This is a genomic window from Streptomyces sp. NPDC050546 (assembly GCF_044457425.1).
In the GTDB taxonomy this organism is placed as follows: Bacteria; Actinomycetota; Actinomycetes; order Streptomycetales; family Streptomycetaceae; genus Streptomyces.
Map to the genome: position 1 here is coordinate 135,542 of NZ_JBITGX010000015.1, position 20,499 is coordinate 156,040.

Consider the following 20,499-nt stretch of genomic DNA (forward strand, 5'->3'; position numbering starts at 1 on the left):
TGTCCGGCCTGCGACAGCACCTCTGACGATGGGTCTGTCCTCGCGCCGCTCACAGTCCTTCAGTCCGCCTCCGGAGCGGGCTGCTGTGCCATGCGCGCGCACGGAAGGAGACGACCTTGTCCGAGCAGGAGCAGGCCGAGCGGACCGTCGGGGAGTTCACTCTCGCCGCCCCCGTGAGTGCCGAGCCGTCGGCCCCACTGCCGTATCCGGTCCCGGAGCCCGACGAGCAGTGGGAACTGCCGAACGGATTCGTCCATGTCGTCTACGGCGAAGGCAACCGAGGCATCACCCGGCCGGTGATCATGGCCGACGGCTTCAACCTCGGCAAGAGCGACCTGAAGTCGCTGTACGCCGGTCTCGACCGCGACCACCCCCTCCTGAGCGAACTGCGCCGCCGGGGCCGCGACGTCATCCTGCTCGGATTCGACGAGCGCTCCGCCTCGGTCCCGGACAACGCCGAAGCCGCGATGGCCGCCATCATGCGAACCTCCGCCGAGCAACTGGGCGACGCGCCGCTGACCGTGGGCGGCTTCAGCATGGGCGGGCTGGTCACCCGCTATGCCCTCGCCAAGATGGAGATGCTGCGGATGGACCACCGCACCCGCCTGTACTTCTCCTACGACAGCCCGCACCGCGGCGCTTTCGTGCCCATCGGCCTCCAGGCGTTCGCACACTTCATCCCGGTCCCGAACCCCTTCGCCCGGCAGATGAACAGCCCGGCCGCCCGGCAGATGCTCTGGCGGCACTACGACCCGGGGACCGGGGAGATCGGGATCGCGCCCGAGCGCGAACAGTTCCTGGAGGAACTGGCGCGGATCGGCGGCTGGCCGTCCATCCCTCGCAGGCTGGCTCTCGCCAACGGCCGTGGTGACGGCACGGGCCTGACGATCCCGCCCGGCGAGAGCGCGCTGAAGGTCGGGCGGATCTACCCGGGCACGACCTTCTACACCCAGGCCCAGGGCAAGGACGTCATCGTCGCCGAGCTGAAGCGGAGGTTCCCCCCGGCCGAGAAGACGATCACGACGAACGACTTCCCCGAACTGGACGGCGCCCCCGGCGGCACCCTCCGCTCGTACGGCATCCTCGCCGACACGCTGAAGAAGGCCGGAGCCGAGGTCGATCCGCGGCACGAGAGTGTCTGCTTCGTCCCCTCGGTCAGCGCGGTCGCGATCCGCGACATCGACCAGCAGAAGGACCTCTACGCGAACATCGACGACCTGCCGCCGGAGGAGAGCGAGTTCGACGACTTCATCTGCTCCTCGGCCACGACCGCGCACACGGCCATCACCCAGGAACTCGGCGAGTGGCTGCTGGACCGGCTGCCTGACTGATCCTTCTTGACGGGGGCTGCCGTCCGCGGCGGGTCTCTCCCGGTGTGCCGTGCTCATTTCAGGGCGTAGATGAGCCCGTTCGGTCCGAGCCGGTACCGGTGCAGAGCCGCCCGGGCGGCATTGGCTCCCGGGGCGCCATGGACCCGCCACCCGGATGGGCGGAGGCGGAGGCGGAGGCGAGATTGAGACGACCCACGGGTGTCTCTGGACTGCCGGTGCCGGGGACGGGGCGGAACACGAGCTGCTGGTGGAGGGCCGCGGTGCCGCCGTTGAGGACGCCTCCGTGCGGATGGCCGTCGAGCGACTGGAGCGTGGGCGGCGCCAGGACGCGCCGCGCGCGGATACGGGAGCGGAAGCCGGGAGCGAACCGCTCGACCTGGCGCTCGATCCGGTCGGCCATCACGTCCTGCTCCGAGCTGGTCCAAGCACTGTTCCAGCCCGCCGGCCGAAGCCTCCGCTGCCCGCGGCCTCCGGTGCGAGGTCGGCGTGCAGCGCGTTCCCGGCGAGCAGCGTTTGCCGCTCTCGCCGCGGAACTCCTCGTCGCCCATGCGGCGCACCGGCGGGATGGGGGTGAAGTGCTCGCCCCAGGGGAGGAGCTCGAGGGCGATCCGTGCCGTCCCCAGGGCTCCTGCCCGGGCGGGTGAGGCTCAGGTGGCGAACGTTTGCCCGGAGGCGGTCATCGGCACTTTCGTCCGGTGTTGATGCACTGCACCATCCGGTTCATCAGCGTCTCGTCGAAGACATTGATGAAGTCACCGTGGTCCGTGATCGGCTTGTGCATCTGCTCAGGGAAACCGTCCACCGCATAGAACGGGCTGGACGCTCCGTTGTCGTTGAGGCTGGGCGCGTCCACGTCGTAGACCAGACGCTGGACCAGCTGCGGAATGGCCTTGAAACCGTTCGGGCAGCTGCCGGTCCTGGGGTCGGCGAAGGCGACGTGTGACCGGTGGTTCGCGCTGTCGACGTCCCGGCCGTCCCAGCAGCTCTGGAACTTGGAGGTACGGACCAGGCTGCTGCCTTCGGGACAGACCGGGTACTTGTCCGTCAGTTGCCGGTTCTCGAAGCCGGTGCAGCTCCAAGACGCGTTGGCGTTGGCGGTGCCGTTCGTGAACGCCTTGGCGTCACCGGTGATGATGCGCAGGAACCTGGGCATGGCCACGACCCTGCCCCTTGGGCTGCCCACGAAGTTCAAGGTGACCCGCGAGGCCGTCAGAATGCGGCCGGTGTTGCCCTCGGCTCCGCCGCCGGGCTTCCCTGCGTCGAACTCCTGGGTGCCGTCCTGGAGACGGAGCACCGGCCAGTAGTACGTGGACTTGTCCCCCTTGTTGCGGCAACTGGTCCCGGCAGCGGCGAACTCCTCGTTGCCGGCGAAGGCGTTGTTGCCCTGATTGCCGACGTAGTCGTGCGTATGGTGCGCGCCGTTTCCGACACCCGGGGCGACGATGACGTTGTCGGAGTTGTACAGCTTGTTCGCGTTGACGCCGCACTGTGTGGTGAAGACGCCTCGGGAAGCGCCACGCGTCTTGCGGGGGTTCCTCACATTCGGCTGGACCGTGGTGATGTCCACGAAGTCGGCGGCCACGGGGCCATTGCCGCTTTGTCCGCTGTTGCCGTCCTGGCCGGTGCCCTGCTGGTTGCCCGAGGCGCGCAGCGTACAGGCGGCCAGGGAGTCGAGGCCCTGCGGCCTCGTTCCCGTCCTGCCGATGGCGATCGCGATCCGGTCGATCGTTGCGACCCGCTTGTCCTTCAACGGCCCCATGATCGCGTTGTCGGCGAAGCTGCTGTCCTTCTGGATCGCCTGCGCCGAGTTCTGCAGCCGCTGGTACGCCTCGGCCACTTGTCCGTCGAGGAGCGCGAGTTCCTTGTCCACCTGTGCCCTGGCCTGGTTGGGGACCGAGGTCAGCTTGGCCCCGACGTCCGGGCAGCTGATGGTGGCGGTTCCGGCGGCGAGCGCTTGCGTCCGGCCCGTCGAGGAGCGCTTCGTCGAGTTGCCGGTTCCGCTCTCGTCGGCTGAGGCGTACATGTTGATCGATATCAGCCCTCCTGCCCCCAGGGCCAAGCCTGCTATGGCGGCAATGGCTCGATTGGTTGACTTGGACCGCTTGGGTGTGTGGTGGCGCATGGGGCTCCTATGAGCTTTTCGAATCGAGGGGGGCGTCGTGTGTGTGGCGGCACCGCGGTGAACGCGATGGGGGAGGATCCCTGCCGGCGAGAGCGGGTGGACGGACGCGCTACCTTGCCGTGAACTGCTCGTCCTTCGTCACCGCAAGGTCGATGACTCCTAGCTGACCACTCGACGGTGTGTCAGTTTCTGTCCCTGGACGTGGAAGGAGGTCACGCCGCGGCAACCGCGAGGACTCCCGCTCCGGCGACGGTCAGTCGAGCCTGCGACGGTGACGTGCGCCTTGTATGCCTGCTCATGCGCTGTTCCTCAACTCTCTCTCCGCCACCCGCCTTGGGTGAGCAGCGGAGCCAGCATCGCCACTTGGGCAGTTGAGGCGACAGAGATTTCGACCCCACGTCAGACTCTCGTAAGGCGTGACCGTGGTTCCGACTGCCGTGAGCCACCGCGGAGTTCGGGGCGGCGCACCGTAGCGAGGCGAGTGCACTGCCTCATCTGCCTCGGCAGCTCACCAGGCCGCGTCCTCCCACTGGTCCAGCACGCCGTCGGCCGACATCTCGTCCGTGTCGCCCGCCGGCGCCCGGGTGGACTGCTCGGTCCAGATCACCTTGCCGCGGGCTGTGTAGCGGGTGCCCCAGCGCTGTGCGAACTGGGCGACGAGGAACAGGCCCCGGCCGCCCTCGTCGGTGGTGGCGGCACGGCGCAGGTGGGGTGAGGTGCTGCTGCCGTCGGCGACCTCGCAGATGAGGCTGTCGTCGTCGTGCAGTACGCGGAGCCGGATCGGTTCTGTGCCGTAGCGGATGGCGTTGGTGACCAGCTCGCTGATGATCAGCTCGGTGGTGAAGGGCATGTCTTCCAGCTCCCAGGCCTGCAGCCGCCGGGCGACGTCCGCCCGGACGCCGGCGACCACTGCCGGGTCGCTGGGCACGTCCCACTCGGCGACCTGGGAGGGGCTCAGCAGGCGGGTGCGGGCGACGAGCAGGGCGATGTCGTCGCTGGACCGGGCGGGGAGTACGGCGTCGAGGACGTCCTGGCAGGTTTCCTCCGGTGTCCGGTCCCGGTGCGCCAGGGCGGCGCGCAGCGCGTCGAGGCCGGCGTCCATGCCGCGTTGCCGGTCCTCGATCAGGCCGTCGGTGTAGAGAACGAGGCGGGAGCCTTCGGGCAGGGTGAGTTCGGTGGTCTCGAAGGGCAGGCCGCCGCCGAGGCCGAGTGGCGGTGATCCGGGTACCCGAACGTATTCCACGGTGCCGTCGAGGCGGACGAGAGCGGGCTCCGGGTGTCCCGCGCGGGCGAATGCGCACGCGCCGGATGCCGGGTCGTAGATCGCGTAGAGGCATGTGGCGCCCGAGACGCTCTCATGGTCCCGGTCGGCGTTCTCGTCGCTGTCGATCCGGGCGACCAGCTCGTCCAGATGCCCGAGGAGCTCGTCCGGGGGCAGGTCGAGGGAGGAGAAGTTGTGCACCGCGGTGCGCAGCCGGCCCATGGTGGCCGCGGCGTGCAGACCATGGCCCACCACGTCGCCGACCACCAGGGCGACCCGGGCGCCGGGCAGGGGGATCACGTCGAACCAGTCGCCGCCCACACCCTCCTGGGCGGGGAGATAGCGGTGGGCGACCTCCACGGCCGAGTGGTGGGGCAGGGAGCCGGGCAGCAGGCTGCGCTGGAGCGACTCGGCCAGGGTGTGTTCGCGGGTGTAGCGGCGGGCGTTGTCGACGGCGACGGCGGCGCGGGCGGCGAGTTCCTCGGCGAAGGCCAGGTCCTCCTGGCCGAAGGGATCGGCGTCCGAGCGCCAGAAGTTCGCCATGCCCAGCACCACACCGCGGGCCTGGAGCGGCACCGTGATCAGGGAGTGGAAGCCGAGCTCCAGCAGGCGCCGGGCACGGTCCGGGTCCTGGTCGGCCATCCAGCCGCCGGAGCTGGTCAGATCGGCGTCCAGGACCGCACGGCCCCGCTCGGCGCCGACGGCGACCGGAGAAGTGGGAACAAAGCGGATCAGCTCCCCCACGGGGTAGAGGGAGCGGGCACCGCCGTCGCCGTGTACGGCCACCCGGCGCATCTCGGGACCCGGCCCCGCCGACACGGCACCCCGCAGGATCGGATCGAGCAGGTCGACCGTCGCCGCGTCGGCGAACCTCGGTACCGCCACCTCGGCGAGTTCCTGCGCGGTGCGCACGACGTCCAGCGTGGTGCCGATCCGTACCCCGGCCTCGTACAGCAGCCCGAGCCGTTCCCGGGCCACCTCCGCCCTGCCCGCCAGGGCGCGCAGCTCGGTCGAGTCACGAAGGGTGACCACGGTTCCAGAGGGTCGGCCATGGGGGTCGACGGGCCGGATGTTGATGGCCAGGAGCCGGTCGCCGGCAAGGTGCACCACGTCGGTGATCTCCCGGGCCGAGCACAGGAGCCCGGCGGTGTCCGCCGCCAAGCCGAGATCGGTGACCCTGCGGTTCTCGGCGTCCGCGGGCAGGTCGAGCAGCCGCCGCGCCTCGTCGTTGGCGAGCAGCAGCCGGGCGTCACCGCTGATGATCAGTACGCCCTCGCGCACGGCGTGCAGCACCGCGTCGTGGTGCTCGTACATCCGGGTCATCTCGGAGGGGTCCAGCCCGCGCGTCTGCCGCCTCAGCCGCCAGGAGACCAGTGCTGTACCGACGGCGGACACCGCGAGGGCGGCGCCGGCGAAGCCCAGCAGCTGCGGCAGCTGGTCCTGCACCACGTCATCGACGCTCGCGACGGTCACCCCGACCGACACGAAGCCGACGATCGTGGTGCCGTTGGTGTCACGGACCGGGACGGTCGTGTCCACGGCGAGGCCCAGACTGCCCTCGAACGTCTTGGTGAAGGGCCGGTCGGCGGCAGCGCCCTCGCGCAGGGCGAAGATGTGCTTCCCGATCAGCTTCGGATCGGGATGGGTCCAGCGAAAGCCCTGTGGATCGAACGCGACGACGTAGTCGACCCCGGTGTTCTTCCGGGCCTCCTCCGCGCGCGGCTGAAGCAGGACCGTGGGGTCGCCGGACTTCATGGCCGCCAGCGTGCCCGGGGCCTGCGCGAAGGACTCCGCGACGCCCATCGACAGTTGCCGGGCCTCCTGTGTGCTCGATTTGCGGGCCTGCACCACGAGAGCCCCGCTCGCGGCGGCGGCGAACAGCACCATGATCACGAGCTGGAGCAGAAACACCTGGCCGGCGACACTGCGCACCCTCGGCAGGGCCCTCCGGAGTCTCCCCGGAGGCCGGCTGTCGGTCTCCCACTGCGGAAGTTCCCCGGAACGCTCCGGGGACGGTCGGGGACGCTCACCGCCCAGAGCGTGGGACCTCAAGGCCGAGAGCCGGCCGAGGTGCTTGACCATACTGACTCTTTACCATGAGTGCACGTATACAGCCACATGGCCGCATTTGGTCAGTCACGTACGCACCCATTGCTCCCAGCGTTTGGTCACGTCGTGCTGGTGTTCGAACCACCACTCGATGTCCAAGTCGAAGCCCGTCAGCAGATTCCCGGGAGTGCTGGCCAGATTCACGGCCACGGCCTCGGTGAGATATCCGTACGCGGCGGGGACCACGGGTCCATCGAGGTAGAGCCGGGCCATATGGGCCTGCACTTCGGGTCGCAGCGCAAAATCAATGAGCCGATAGGCGGCGTCGGGGTTCGAGGAGCCTTTCGGGATTCCGTAGCCGTTGCTCTGCCTGCGGGCGCCGTTCCATTCGTAGGCGAGCGGAGACCCCCGCTCGATCACATTCCGGAGGCGGCCGGCCCAGGTGCTGGAGGCCACGACCGTGTCGCGATCGAGCAGTTCACCGGGCTCCGCGCCGTACTCCCAGAAGCTCCGCACAGAGCCCTTGATCTCATCGAGGACCTTGAAGGCGCGGTCCACGTCGAGCGGGTACAGCCCGTCGAGCCGCACACCGTCGGCAAGCAGGGCGAACTCCAGCTCCGGCAGGTCCACTGTGCCCTGCAGGGACCGGCTGCCAGGGAAGTTTCCGTGATTCCAGAAATCCGCCCATGACTCGAGCTCCCGCCCGTCGAAGGCGTCGGTGCGGTAGGCCAGGACGCTGGCCCAGTAGCTCTTGCCCACGCCGTAGGGGGTGAGCAGGGACTCCGCGATTCCCGCGTTCTTCGTGTTCTTCAGCCGGCCGTAGTCCAGTTCCTCCGAGGCGCCTTCGTGATCGAAGCGCACCAGGTTGGACATGTCGATGTCCATGACGTCGAACTGCGGACGGCCTTCCTTGATCTGCGCGAGTATCTGGGTGTGCCCGAAGTTGACCACCTTGATCCGGACGTCGGATTCCCTGGTGAACGGGTCGTAGATGGCTTTTCGGTTTGCTGTGCCGTAGGCGCCGCCGAAGTCACGGACCACGAGCACTTTGCTGTTGTCGTCGGAGCTGCGGTCCGTGCGCGTGTCACATGCGGTGAGTGACCCGGCAGCCATACCCGCCGCGAGTCCGCCGACCCCGCTCAGGAAGGCTCTGCGGTCAATTCCGATGTCGCTCACCGGCTGCCTCCAGAGCGTCTGTGCGGTTTAAGTCAGTGTTTACCAGGATAGGTCCTGCTCCTGTGGCTACCGTGTCGGCTCAGACGTGACGCTCGGGGCAGTCATGCGCGAGCGAGCCGCTCCAGCCGCTGGTGCAGCTCCTCGACGTAGGTCTCGGACTCGGGCTTCATGAGCACACTGCGCAGGATCCGTGCGCCGTCGGCGTCGGCGGTGACTCCCGGATGGCGGGCGGTGAAGCGGTCGGCACCCACCCGGAGCGTGCTGAGGAAGAGCGGATCCAGGGTGTCGGTCATCCCTTCCTTCAGGATCCGGCCGCCGGCCGCGTCGATCTGCGACAGGCGGGTGCCGGCGGTCACGGGGAAGTAGCTGACGATGTCGAGCTCCGGGGGCTGGTAGAGCTCCAGGTGCTCGGAACCCTCGATCAGCCCGGCCCAGCGCACCGCCGCCCGCCGTCCGGCCCCCAGGACCTGGCCCAGTCCGTCCGGGGTGGGCGGCAGCAGCTGGAAGGTCAGCCACAGCGCGGCGGCCGCCGCACCCGCGCGGGAGCACTCCAGGCTGATCTCGCCCAGGTGCAGGTCCTCGGAGGTGAAGTACGTGTACGGCGAGTCGTGCAGGTAGAAACGGCCGACCGCGGGATCGCGGAACAGGACGGCACCGCAGCCGTAGGGCTGGAGGCCGTGCTTGTGCGGGTCCACCACGATGGAGTCGGCCTGGGCGATGGCCCGCCACGGCTCGGCCGGCAGCCCCTCCGGGCCGTCCGCTCCGGCCAGCAGGGTGAAGAACCCGCCGTAAGCGCCGTCGACGTGGATGCGCACCCCGTAGCGCTCGCGCAGGGCCAGCGCCTCGTGCACCGGCTCGACGGCGCCGAGCCCGGTCGTGCCGGTGGTGAGTACGACGGTGCCGACCTGTCCGCCGCGCAGCAGCTCCTCCAGCGCGTCGAGGTCCATGCGGCCGAGGTCGTCGGTGGCAACGGGGAAGCCTTCCACGCCGAGAACGCCGCACATCCGGCCGTGCGTGTAGTGGGCCTCCGTGCTGTAGGCGATCCCCTTGCCGGGGTGCAGTTCCCTGGCCACGAAGAGGGCCTCGAGGTTGGCGATGGTGCCGCTGGTGGTCAGGTGCCCGAGGTGGGTCTCGTAGCCGAACATCGTGGCCAGCTGCTGGACGACCTCACGCTCCATCGCGGCGGTGGCGGGGCCGCCGTCGAGTGCGTGGTTGTTGGGGTTGATCAGCATCGCGGTCAGGTAGCCGACGACGGCCGCCGGGTGCGGGGGCTTGAGCATCTGGCCCGCGTAGCGGGGGTGGAAGAAGGGGTAGTTGTCCTTCAACCGCTCGGTGAAGGTCTCGAACGCTGCGGCGAAGCGGTCGTCGTCCACGGCCAGCGCCGGGTGCGGATCGAAGGAGCCGAAGGTCTTCGCCCACACGGTGTTCGACGCGACCGCCGCGGTCAGCCACTTGGTCAGATCCATCTCGTCACTCCCCTTCTCCATGTTGTTTGAGCCCAAATAAATGCCTGGAGTGTGGAACGGTCAAGGGGGCCGGAGAAGATTCTTGAAACCTTGACCTTCCGCCTCCCCTCCCCGGGCGGCAGCGGTGCGTGGTTCAGAACGCTGTGTAGCCCCCGTCCACGGGCAGGACGGCGCCGGTGATGTACGACGACTCCCGGCAGGCGAGGAACAGAACCGCGTCAGCGACCTCTTCAGGGGTGGCGAGCCGGCCGATCGGGATGGAGTCCTCCCTGGTGCGCCGGTAGGCGGCGGGGTCGGGTCGTCGCTGGAACGACGCCTCGATGACGGGCGTCACGGTCAGGCCGGGCGCCACCACGTTGACACGGATGTTGCGGTCCGCCCATTCGATGGCAGCGCCACGCGCGAGCGCGATGAGGCCGCCCTTGGCCGCGGAGTACATGGTCTGGTTCGGCATGCCGACCATGCCGAGACGCGAACTGACGCACACCATCGACGCCCCCGCTTCCGGAGCCAGCGGCATGAAGTGCTTCATGACCAGGAATGAGCTCAGGAGGTTACTGTGCAGCACCTCGCGGGCGTCGTCGTAGTTCATGTCGGCAATGGGGCTGGACGCCTGGAAGCCGTGGCAGAGGACGACCACCTGGACCTCCCCCAGGTGGTCCGCCGCGCGCTCGGAGAGTTCGGAGACGAAGGACTCGTCGTTGAGATCGCCCGGGAGGTAGAGGTCATCCGGATCGTCTTCGGGCAACTCGGGGCGCCGTCCCGTGAGCAGGAGGCTTGCGCCCTCGCGGCGGAAATGGGAGGCGACTGCCTGACCGATCCCGCTCGACGCTCCGGTGATCACTGCATTGACGTTCTGGAGTCTCATGCTTGCCCTCGGCGGGTTGCGGGTCGGTTGAACGGGCGAGCGTTGCTCTCGACTCGTGGTGCCTGTCCTTGACATCCCAGCGGCCCGACCAGTCCTGGGGCTGCACGACGACGTCGCCGGCGGAGATCTCGAAAGTCTCGCCCGTCGCGGCGTCGGTGACGACCGCGCGGCCGCTCAGGATGTAGCAGGTCTCGGTGTCCTCGCGCTACGCCCGCCTGCGGAAAAGGCAGTGCCGCCGGCGCCGTCATGCCACGGGGACGGCGATGTACTTGTACTCGAGGAACTCGCCGATGCCGACACGGCCGCCTTCGCGGCCGAGGCCGGACTGCTTGACGCCGCCGAAGGGGGCCGCGGGGTTGGAGACAATGCCGGTGTTGAGGCCGATCATGCCGCTTTCGAGGCTATCGCTGACGCGCAGGGCACGGTCGAGATTCTGGGTGAACAGGAAGGCGGCCAGGCCGAACTCGGTGTCGTTGGCAGCGGTGACGGCCTCGTCCTCGGTGTCGAAGGTGAGGATGGCGGCGACGGGGCCGAAGACCTCGGTGTCCATGATCGAAGCCTCGGCGGCGATGCCGGTGAGCACGGTGGGCGGGTAGAAGCAGCCCGGACCCTCGGGGAGCTCGCCGCCGGTGAGGACGGTGGCCCCGCGCTTGACGGCGTCGCGGACGACGTCGTGGGCCTTGCTCTGGCCCGCCCGGTCGATGAGGGGGCCGACGTCAGTGCCGGGCTCGGTGCCGTCGCCGACCGTCAGGGCGCCCATACGGGCGGCGAGACGGGAGGCGAACTCCTCGGCGATGGAGGAGTGGACGTAGATGCGGTTGGCGGCGCAGCAGGATTCGCCCATGTTGCGCATCTTGGCGACCATGGTGCCTTCGACGGCGGTGTCGAGGTCGGCGTCGTCGAAGACGATGAGGGGTGCGTTGCCGCCCAGTTCCATGGAGGTGCGGATGACCGCGTCGGCGCACTGGGCGAGCAGGATCCGGCCGACGCCGGTGGAGCCGGTGAAGGACAGCTTGCGGATCTGCCCGCCGCGCAGGAGGGGTTCGACGACGCCGGCGGCGTCGGTGGTGACCACGATGTTCAGGACGCCGTCGGGCAGGCCGGCTTCCTTGAGGATGGCGGCCAGGGCCAGGGTGGTCAGGGGGGTCTGGGGGGCGGGTTTGAGGAGCATGGTGCAGCCGGCGGCGATGGCGGGGCCGATCTTGCGGGTTCCCATGGCCAGGGGGAAGTTCCAGGGTGTGATGAGCAGGCAGGGGCCGACGGGCCGGCGGGTGACCAGGAGGCGGTTCCTGCCGTCGGGGGAGGTCATCATGCCGCCGTCGATGCGGACGGCTTCCTCGGAGAACCAGCGGAAGAACTCGGCGCCGTAGGCGACTTCGGAGCGGGCTTCTGCCAGGGGCTTGCCCATCTCCAGGGTCATCAGCAGAGCGAGGTCCTCGGTCCGCGCGATGATCAGGTCGTAGGCGCGGCGCAGGATCTCACTGCGCACACGCGGCGGGGTGGAGGCCCAGGCGGGCTGTGCGGCGACCGCTGCCTCGGCCGCCCGTCTGCCGTCGGCGGGGGTCGCGTCGGCGACCTGGCAGAGTTCCTCACCGGTGGCCGGGTTGTCGACGGACAGTGTCCGGCCGGACTCCGCGTCCCGCCAACTGCCGCCGATGAAGAGCTGCTTGGGAACGTCACGGATGACGGTCGTGGTCATGGCTGGCTTCTCCTATGAACTGAAACAGACGGTGTTGTCGACGGGCGGCCGGTGTTTCGGGACACCGACCGGGAAGCGGGCCCGGGGAGCACGCACAGGCAAGGAGCGGCGCTGCGGCTCGCCGGCCCTTTGACCGGGCAGCGCTTCGCGGGGATGTCCGGGCGGAAGCACGGGGCCCACCGGGGGGAGAGGGCCCCATGCTTCGCCGGCGGACGTGATGCACGTCCGAGGATGGGCACCACACCTGCGACGGGGAGGGGACAGGGGGTGCCGCTGTCGGGGTGGAAGCGGGCCGAGCACCGGGCAAGGGTGCCGGGCCCCGCCGGCTCAGCAGCCCAGCAGCTCGGGCAGCTTGCTCAGGTCCGGGAGCTCCTCGTAGTCGTAGGCGGGGGAGCCCGGCTGGTTGCGGCGGTTGATCCACACCAGGCGCTTGAAGCCCAGGTCGTGGCCCGGGATGATGTCGTACTCCCAGCCCATGGCGACGTGGATGATCTCTTCCGGCCTGGCGCCGATCTTCTGGAACGCGCACTCGAAGGCCTGGCGGTCCGGTTTGTACGCGCCGGCCTGCTCGGCGGTGATGACGTGATCGAACTCGACGCCCATGATCTCGATGTTCTTCGCGATGAAGCCATCCTGGGTGTTGGAGATGATCGCGATCTCGTAGCGGTTCTTCAGGCGGCGCAGTGCGTCGGGAACCTCCGGGAAGGGGCCGAACGTCGGGATGAGGGCGACGACGGCGTCACCGTCGGAGTCCTGGTAGCGCAGCCCGTGTCGGCGCATGGCGTTCCTCAGGCTGGAGCGCAGCACCTCCGCGTAGGGGCGGTAGGGCTCCACCACCGCCTGGAAGCGCATGATGTTGAAAGTGCCGAGGAACTCCTGGGCGTCGACGCCGACTTCGGCGATGCGGTCCTTCAGCAGCTCCACAGTGGGGGCGTTGAGCTTGAAGTCGACGAGGGTGCCGTAGGCGTCGAAGGTGATGATTTCGCGCACGGAGATCTCCGTTCGAGGGGGGGCGCCGCAGCGGCGGACATGGAACAGGGAGGGCTCGCGGATCAGGTGAGGGGTTCCGTCGGCAGGAGGCCGCCGCCCTGCTGGTTGCGGTGGCCGCCGAGTCTGCGGACGAGGGCGACCAGGGCGAGGGCCACGATCGCGAGTGCGATGAGGACGGCGCTGACGGCGGTGACGGTGGGGTCGACGTCGAACTGGAGGGCGTTGAAGACGAGGACCGGCAGGGTGCGGGTGTCGGGGGTGGAGAGGAACTGGGCGATGAAGAACTCGTCGAAGCTGGTGATGAAGGAGAAGATGGCTGCGGCGATCAGGCCGGGGGTGGCCAGGGGGAAGGTGATGCGGCGGGCGATGGTCATGCGGCTGGCGCCCATGCTGGCGGCGGCGTCTTCGAGGCGTTCGTCGATGCCCTTCAGCGTGGAGATCATGATGAGGATGGCGATGGGCGCGGCCAGGACCGTGTGGCCGAGGGCGATCGCCAGGGGGCTGCCGAGCAAGCCGGCGGGTTCGAAGAACAGGAACAGGCCGAGTGCGATGACCACTTGGGGGATGAGCATCGGGGCCAGGACCAGCCCGTAGACGGCCGCGTGCAGGGGGAGCCGGCCGCGGGCCAGTGCGGTGGCGGCTGTGACGCCCAGTATCAGGGAGAAGACGGTGGTGAGTGCGGCCACCAGGCTGGACAGGGCGATGGAGGTGGCCCAGTTGCCTTCGGGTGCGGCCATCTGCTGGTACCAGCGAGTGCTGTAGTCCTCCGGCGGGAAGGTGCCGATGCCGTCGGCGCCGAACGAGGTGACCAGGATGATGACGATGGGCATGGCAAGGAACAGCAGGATGGCGGTGGCGCTCGTCGCGCGGCCGATGTGTCCGGCCCGGGTGGCGGGCAGTTCCATCATGAGCCGCCACCCCCTCCACGTTCGGTCTTCTTGCGGCGGAGTCCGGCCAGGCCGAGTACGCCCAGGCCGGCGAAGGTGAGCAGGAGCAGGATGACGCCGAAGGCGGCGGCGCTGTTCCACTGGTCCTGCTTCATCACCTGCTGGTCGATCAGCGCCGCCACCACCGTCTGTTTGTCGCCGCCCATCAGGGCGGGGGTGATGTAGTAGCCCAGGCAGAGGATGAAGCTGAGCAGGCCTGCTGTGCCGATACCGGGGGCGACCAGCGGCAGGTAGATCCTGAAGAAGATGGTCGGGCGGGAGGCCCCGAACCCGGCCGCTGCGGCGAGCAGCCTGCGGTCCACGCCCCGCATGACGCCCTGGAGGACCAGGACGGTGTAGGGGAGCATCACCGAGGTGGTGCCGATGACGACACCGATCTCGTTGTAGAGCAGGTCATAGGGTGCGCCCGGCGCGTGCAGCGAGGTGGCCAGCGTGTTGATCAGGCCGTGCTCGCCGAGCATGATGATCCAGCCGTAGGTGCGCACCAGGGCGCTGATGAAGTGCGGCACGACCACGATCAGCATCGCGAGCGCCGCGAACACCGGCCGCATGCGGGCGATGGCGTGCGCGAGGACGAAGCCGACCAGCAGGCTGAGTACGGCCGTCTCGGCGGAGATCCGCAGCGTCGACATCAGCACGGAGAGGTTCGCGCCGCTGAGGGCGTCGGTGTACCAGTGCAGGGTGAACCCGCCGGCGTCGCCCTCCAGGCTCAGCGAGAGGACGCCGATGATCGGGTAGACGAACAGAACCAGCAGGAACACCGTGACGGGGACGGCGTTGACCAGTGCGATGCGGGAGCGGTGCCCCCGTATCGGGGACGTTCTCACACGCACCTTGCCGGGTGCGAGAGCGGTTCCGGCCACGGGGTCACCCCCCGTCCGTCGCGTCGAAGACACTCACGTCCTCGGGGTCGGCGGTGACACAGACCCGCTCACCGGTGCGCGGCGGAGTGTGAGCGGTCTCGATGCGCAGCGGCGGCGTCCCCGGAGCGGCACCGTCCAGACGCACCGTGATCCGCGTCAGCGAACCGACGTAGACGGCCATCTCGACCGTGCCCGTACAACAGCTCTCCTCCGGGGCGACCAGGCGCAGCTTGCCCGGCCGGACCGCGGCGCGGACCATCTGCCCCGGCGTGACGGCATGCGCGCGGGCCTTCAGGATGCCGCCGGTGTCCAGACGCACCGGGGTGCATCCGTCGGCGGTCGTCTCCTCCGCCTTGCCCGACAGGAAGTTGGCGGAGCCGAGGAAGTCCGCGACGAACGGCGTGCACGGGCGTTCGAACAGGCCGCGGGGCGTGTCGAACTGCTCGATCCGGCCGTCCTTCATGATGGCGATCCGGTCGGAGAGGACCAGGGCTTCCTCTTGGTCGTGCGTCACATATACGACGGTCAGGCCCAGTTCACGCTGGATGGACTTGATCTCGGTCTGCATCTGGTCGCGCAACTTCTTGTCCAGCGCGCCCAGCGGTTCGTCCATCAGCACGATGGGCGGGCGGTAGACCAGGACCCGGCACAGCGCGACGCGCTGCTGCTGACCACCGGACAGCTCACGGGGCTTGCGGCCGGCGAACTTCGACAGGCCCGCCGCCTCCAGGGTCTCGCCCACCCGGCGGCGGATCTCCGCCTTCGGCACGCCCCGCAGTTGGAGGGGGAAGGCGACGTTCTCGGTGACAGTCATGTGCGGGAAGAGCAGGTACTGCTGGAAGACGAACCCGAAGTCCCGCTTGCCGGGGTTGAGATGGGTGATGTCGTGGCCGTCGACGGTGATGGTGCCGGAGTCGGGCTCGGTGAACCCGGCCAGCATCATCAGCGTGGTGGTCTTGCCCGAGCCGGAGGAGCCGAGGAAGGTGATGAACTCACCCGCCGCGATCTCCATGTCCACACCGTCGACCACCGTCGTCCCGCTGTAGGACTTTCGCAGCCCCGTGACCGACAGCGACTTGCCGGTCTGCGCGTTGGACCGTGGAGCCAGGGCCGCGGCGAGGTCGTCCGCCGACAGCTTCCCGGTGCTGATCGTGTTGGTCCGCTCAGGCATCCGCCCACTCCTGCCAGCGCTTGGTGACAGCGTCACGGTTCTTGTCCCACCAGGCGACATCGGCGTCGAAGCCGGTCTTCAGGTTCTGCGGGGAGGTCGGCAGGGTGGCCAGGACGTCGTCCGAGAGCAGCTTGATGGCGCCGGGGACGACCGGGCCGCCGGGGTAGAGCTTGGCGAACGCCGCCTGCACCTCGGGACGCAGCGAGAAGTCGATCAGCTTGTAGGCCGCGTCCGTGTTGTCCGCGCCCTTCGGGATGCCCCAGCCGTTGGTGAGCCGTCGGGCCCCGTTCCACTGGTAGGTGACCGGCTGTCCCTGCTTGATCAGCTCGTCCGCGCGACCGCCGTAGAGGCTGGTCGCGACGACCTCCTTGCGGCCGATCAGGACGGCCGGCAGGGCGCCGGTGTTCCAGAACTTCTTCACGCCGCCGCGGATCCGCGACATCGCCTTGAAGGCCCGGTCCACATCCAGCGGGTACAGCTTGTCCAGTGGCACACCGTCGGCCAGCAGCGCGAACTCAAGCTCCGGGATGTCGACTTCCGCGCTCTGCAGGGAGCGAGGGCCGGGGAAGGAGCCGGTGTTCCAGAAGTCCGCCCAGCTCTTCGGAGCGCGCTTCAGGCTGTCGGTGCGGTACGCCATCAGGCTGCACCACACGTTCTTGCCGACCGCGTGCTCCGGCAGTTGGTGCTCCGGAATACCGGCCCCCTTGACGCTCTTCAGCCGGTCGTGGTCCATCACCTCCAGACACTCCAGGCGCGCCATCTTCTGGAAGACCAGCAACGAGTTGTCCATCAGGTCGACCTGTGGCCGGCCCTGCTTCACCTGGGCGATGACCTGCGCCGACTGGTAGTTCACGGTGGTGACCGTGATACCGGTCTCCTTGGCGAACGGCTCGTACATCGCCTTCGTCAGAGCATCGTTGTAGGCGCCGCCGCTGTTGCTGACGACGATCCGCTTCTTGCCTCCGCCCGACGAGCGGCTCTCACTGCTGCCCATGAGGGTGCCGCAGCCGGCCACCGAGGTGGCGGTGGCCAGAGCGCCTGCGGTGCGGAGTACGGTTCTGCGTCCTATCCGGTTGCCTTCCATGGCGGTGCCTCCTGGAGATCGCTGGGATACGGTGAATCCGTTTGAGCTGGAAACTGCGTCAGATGCCGAGCATGGTGTTGAGGTCGTCGAGGGACTTGACGGTGACGTAGTCGTAGCCGTGGGTGACGGGGTCGTAGCCGCGGTCCAGGAGGATCAGGTTGCGGAAGCCCATGTCGTGCATCGGCATCAGGTCGTAGCGGGTGTGCGAGGAGACGTGCACGAAGTCCTCGGGTGAGGCGCCGAGCTGGTCGAGCATGTACTCGAAGGCGGCATAGCGGGGCTTGTAGTAGCCGGCCTGTTCCGCGGTGTAGACGGCGTGGAAGTCGGTCCCGAGGCGGGGCACACTCTCCTCGAGGAAGGAGTCGTCGGCGTTGGAGAGGATGACGAGCTTGTAGTTGTCGCCCATCTTCTTCAGCGGCTCGGGGACGTCGGTGTGCGGTCCCCAGCTGCGGACGCCGTCGGCGAAGCGCTTGCCCGCGTCCGGGGCGGCCTTCAGGCCCCATCGGTTGCAGATCCGCTCGAAGGAATCGTGCAGCACCTGCTCGTAGGAGTAGTAGGTGCCGCGGATCTGGTCGTAGCGGTAACCGCGGAACTCCTTCACGAACTGGTCCCACCGCTCGGCGGGAACCTGGTCGCCGACCAGCTCACGCGTGATGGGGGTGATCTGGTAGTTGATCAGCGTGCCGTAGCAGTCGAACGACACGTACTTCGGGCGGAACTGCAACGAGGGGATCTTGCTCATGAAAGAGCTCCATTCTTTTTCTGTGGAAACCGGAACGGGGCGGTGGGCTTTCAGGCATGCCCAGGGCGGGCTTCCTTGAGCTGCGCGACGACGTCGTCCAGGCCTACGGCCAAGGCGCGCTCGATATTGACCCAGTCGTCCTTGGCGTGGCCGAGGAGATACTCGCGTCGTTCGGGTGCGCGCTCCGCTCGCCAGTTCGTGAGGAGCGCGCGCAGGGTGAGCCGTGCCAGTGCCGCGACCGGAAGCAGGGGGATTTCCGAGGCCTTGATCGGTCTCTCCCGCTGATAGCCGACGACGAACGCGCAGGCATCCCGCCAGGGCTGGTACGACGTTCGTCCGAGCAGGTTCGCCATGGGCACGGCGGGGTCGAAGATCAAGGCGCTGCGCACGGTGTCGCCGAAGTCGATGACTCCGGTGACGTAGTCGTCACTCTTCGGATCCACCACGATGTTGTACGGGCTGAAATCGCCGTGGATCACCTGCGTCTCGAGATCATTCAGCCTCGGGACGACGGATTCGGCGAAGCGCCAGAAGACCTCACGGGCCAGACGGCGGTGCTCGGGATCCGGTGTGTACTGGACCAGGCTGGTCAGCTGGTGGAAGTGCCGGATGTCCCAGACCAGACCGCGTCGGTCTGCCGGGTGTGAGAACGCCTTCAGCGCCTTGTCGACCCGCCCCAGCATCTCGCCGGCCTTGGCGAGCTGTTCGGGGTCCGGGGTCGTCTGGGCCAGGACCGGACCGGCGACGAAGTCGAACACGCGCAGAATGCGGGTGCCGCCGTCGTTCAACGGGACGGCCACGCTGTCGTCGCCGTCGACGGTGAGTCTCACTCGCTGGACGGGAAGATGAGGGGCGGCGCTTTCGAGAAAGCGCATCGCGGCGGTCTGGAAATGGACGATCATTTCCGCCTCGTCCGGGGGTGAGACCTTCACGAGGAAGTCGCCGGTCTCGGTGCTGAGCCTGAACGTGTCGTCCTTCTCGGTGGCCAGTCGCCCGAGGCGTCCGCTCAGGCGATAGTGCCTCTCGAGAGAGATACTCACCAGCACTACGTCGATGGGCTCGTGGGACGAGGTCAGGCCGCTCTCCTCGAAGAGCCGTCGGGCAAAGTCGGTAGCCGGTGAGGTGCTCACGGTCGATCCCTTCGGGCCAGCCTGTTACAGACGGTTTTTCGCGACCTCGGCGAAGGTCTCCAGGAATCGGGTCACATCGGCGGAGTCGAAGGCCAGCGGAGGGCGGATCTTCAGGGTGTTCGCCGACTTTCCCGTGCCGTTGATGAGAATCCGGCGGTCGCGCATGTCGTTGATGACGTCTTCGGTCAGCAGGCGGTCCGGCTCAAGGGTTTCCCGGTCCTTGACGATCTCCACGCCGACGTACAGACCGGCGCCGCGGACTTCGGCGACACGGGGAGAGTTCCTGGTGATCTCCCGAAGTCCCGCGCGCAGCGCGTTGCCGCTCTCCAGGACTCGCTGCTGCACGTTCTCCTTCTCGATGACGTCCAGCACGGCCGCGCCGGCAGCCACGGGGATCGAGCTGCCACCGAAGGTGTTGAAGTAGCGGACGTTGCGCCCGAACTCCTCGCTGACTTCGGGACGGAAGACCACGCCCGAGATCGGCATGCCGTTGCCCATCGGCTTGCCCATGGTGACGATGTCCGGCAGGACGCCGTGGCGGGTGAAGCCCCACATCGACTCTCCGAGCCGGGCGAACCCGGACTGCACCTCGTCCGCGATGTAGACACCGCCGGCCGCGTGCACCTCCTCGACGACGCCCGGCATGTAGTCGACAGGGTCCGTGAAGATCCCGTCGCTGGTGTAGGCGCAGTCGGTGATCAGCGCGGCGAGCCGGTAGCCGTGGCGCTCCAGGTCATCGATCGCGCCGCGTACCTGCTTCCGCATGTGCTCGGCGAGCGTGGTGCCCGGCGCGGCGAGGCGCGGGTCCGGCGGGTCGATGAGCCGGACGTTCGGGCCCAGCGGCGACCCGGCGCCCAGGTGCGGCGAGAAGCTCGCAACCTCCCTGGTGATGCCGTGGTAGGCCCAGCGGGTGACGATGATGCCCTCGCCGCCCGTGTGGAACCTCGCCACTCGGACCGCGAGGTCGTTCGCCTCCGAGCCGCTGCACGCGATGCTCAGCTTCGACAGTTCCCCGGGGAAGGTCGCCAGAAGCCGCTCCGCGTAGTCGACCAGGGCTTCCTGGACATAGCGCGTGTTGGTGTTCACCGCCGTCATCTGGCGGGCGACCGCCTCGGCCACATGAGGGTGGGCGTGCCCGACGCACGGGACGTTGTTGTAGGCGTCGAGGTAGTCGTTGCCGTCCCGGTCGATCAGGTGGGCCCCGTGACCGGAGACGAACTCGACCGGCTCCTTGTAGATGAGTGTGTATCCGGGACCCAGCACTTCGTCCCGGCGCCGAATGGTGTCCCGGAGATGTTCGGGGAGTTCGCTCAGTACCCCCGGGTCGAACCGGTTGGGGTAGTTGGCGATTGCCCGACTAAGAGTCGAATTCATCTGCAGGCACACCTTCAGTCTTGTTTCGTCGAGGTTTGCTCGCTGCTGTGGCTGAGACCATACCATCGTTCGTTCCAGTTCCAACCTGAAACTAGAAAGTTTTTGGCTGGATCTGCGACTGGGGTCGCGGCTGGATCTCGGCGGCTCGTCGGCGTCCTGCGCAGGGGCTGACGGCGCCCGCGCTTACTGATGACCGATGCCCCGCGCCTGGCGGGGGTCTCGTTCA

15 protein-coding genes and 2 pseudogenes are annotated in these 20,499 nt (G+C 68.4%); 1 reads left to right on the forward strand and 16 read right to left on the reverse strand.

Features of this window, described 5'->3' with window-relative positions:
• Positions 1–116 precede the first annotated feature (116 nt).
• On the forward strand, positions 117–1,331 hold the full coding sequence (locus tag ACIBK5_RS32375; protein WP_399025130.1) for an esterase/lipase family protein: 1,215 nt from the start codon (positions 117–119) through the stop codon (positions 1,329–1,331).
• Between the two features lie 53 nt (positions 1,332–1,384).
• Here ACIBK5_RS32375 and ACIBK5_RS32380 read toward each other — a convergent pair.
• From ACIBK5_RS32380 to ACIBK5_RS32455, 16 genes and pseudogenes are all read right to left on the reverse strand, one after another.
• Positions 1,385–1,743 (reverse strand): annotated as a pseudogene (locus ACIBK5_RS32380) (NAD(P)/FAD-dependent oxidoreductase); the annotation flags it as partial.
• Positions 1,744–2,007: 264 nt separating this feature from the next.
• On the reverse strand, positions 2,008–3,453 hold the full coding sequence (locus ACIBK5_RS32385) for a DUF1996 domain-containing protein (RefSeq protein WP_399025132.1): 1,446 nt from the start codon (positions 3,451–3,453) through the stop codon (positions 2,008–2,010).
• Between the two features lie 508 nt (positions 3,454–3,961).
• Positions 3,962–6,796: a SpoIIE family protein phosphatase gene (locus ACIBK5_RS32390; RefSeq protein ID WP_399025134.1), complete on the reverse strand. Its 2,835-nt coding sequence runs from the start codon at positions 6,794–6,796 to the stop codon at positions 3,962–3,964.
• A gap of 54 nt (positions 6,797–6,850) precedes the next feature.
• Positions 6,851–7,939, reverse strand: coding sequence for an ABC transporter substrate-binding protein (locus ACIBK5_RS32395; RefSeq protein ID WP_399025136.1), 1,089 nt, complete (start codon positions 7,937–7,939; stop codon positions 6,851–6,853).
• Between the two features lie 101 nt (positions 7,940–8,040).
• Positions 8,041–9,405: a pyridoxal phosphate-dependent decarboxylase family protein gene (locus ACIBK5_RS32400; protein WP_399025138.1), complete on the reverse strand. Its 1,365-nt coding sequence runs from the start codon at positions 9,403–9,405 to the stop codon at positions 8,041–8,043.
• A gap of 133 nt (positions 9,406–9,538) precedes the next feature.
• Positions 9,539–10,249, reverse strand: coding sequence for an SDR family NAD(P)-dependent oxidoreductase (locus ACIBK5_RS32405; protein ID WP_399025307.1), 711 nt, complete (start codon positions 10,247–10,249; stop codon positions 9,539–9,541).
• Positions 10,131–10,460: pseudogene (locus tag ACIBK5_RS32410) on the reverse strand (cupin domain-containing protein); the annotation flags it as partial. The pseudogene ACIBK5_RS32410 and the gene ACIBK5_RS32405, both read right to left, overlap by 119 nt.
• Positions 10,461–10,517: 57 nt before the next feature.
• Positions 10,518–11,972 (reverse strand): NAD-dependent succinate-semialdehyde dehydrogenase, encoded by a 1,455-nt coding sequence (locus ACIBK5_RS32415; protein ID WP_399025140.1) that lies wholly within the window; start codon positions 11,970–11,972, stop codon positions 10,518–10,520.
• 327 nt (positions 11,973–12,299) lie between these two features.
• Positions 12,300–12,962: a haloacid dehalogenase type II gene (locus tag ACIBK5_RS32420; protein ID WP_399025142.1), complete on the reverse strand. Its 663-nt coding sequence runs from the start codon at positions 12,960–12,962 to the stop codon at positions 12,300–12,302.
• Between the two features lie 62 nt (positions 12,963–13,024).
• The gene (locus ACIBK5_RS32425; protein ID WP_399025309.1) at positions 13,025–13,867 is read right to left on the reverse strand and encodes an ABC transporter permease; all 843 of its coding nucleotides are present in this window, start codon (positions 13,865–13,867) and stop codon (positions 13,025–13,027) included.
• A complete protein-coding gene (locus ACIBK5_RS32430) occupies positions 13,867–14,736 on the reverse strand; it encodes an ABC transporter permease (protein WP_399025144.1) in 870 nt (289 codons plus the stop codon). The genes ACIBK5_RS32425 and ACIBK5_RS32430 overlap by 1 nt, the downstream gene beginning before the upstream one ends.
• Before the next feature lie 40 nt (positions 14,737–14,776).
• Positions 14,777–15,943, reverse strand: a complete 1,167-nt coding sequence (locus ACIBK5_RS32435) for an ABC transporter ATP-binding protein (RefSeq protein ID WP_399025147.1) — start codon at positions 15,941–15,943, stop codon at positions 14,777–14,779.
• Complete coding sequence (locus tag ACIBK5_RS32440) at positions 15,936–17,027, reverse strand: extracellular solute-binding protein (protein ID WP_399025149.1); 1,092 nt, start codon at positions 17,025–17,027, stop codon at positions 15,936–15,938. Before ACIBK5_RS32440 ends, ACIBK5_RS32435 begins: the two co-directional genes overlap by 8 nt.
• 58 nt (positions 17,028–17,085) lie before the next feature.
• Positions 17,086–17,769, reverse strand: coding sequence for a haloacid dehalogenase type II (locus tag ACIBK5_RS32445; RefSeq protein ID WP_399025151.1), 684 nt, complete (start codon positions 17,767–17,769; stop codon positions 17,086–17,088).
• Between the two features lie 50 nt (positions 17,770–17,819).
• The gene (locus ACIBK5_RS32450; RefSeq protein WP_399025153.1) at positions 17,820–18,899 is read right to left on the reverse strand and encodes a phosphotransferase; all 1,080 of its coding nucleotides are present in this window, start codon (positions 18,897–18,899) and stop codon (positions 17,820–17,822) included.
• Between the two features lie 24 nt (positions 18,900–18,923).
• Positions 18,924–20,273, reverse strand: a complete 1,350-nt coding sequence (locus tag ACIBK5_RS32455; RefSeq protein ID WP_399025156.1) for an aspartate aminotransferase family protein — start codon at positions 20,271–20,273, stop codon at positions 18,924–18,926.
• Positions 20,274–20,499: the final 226 nt, after the last annotated feature.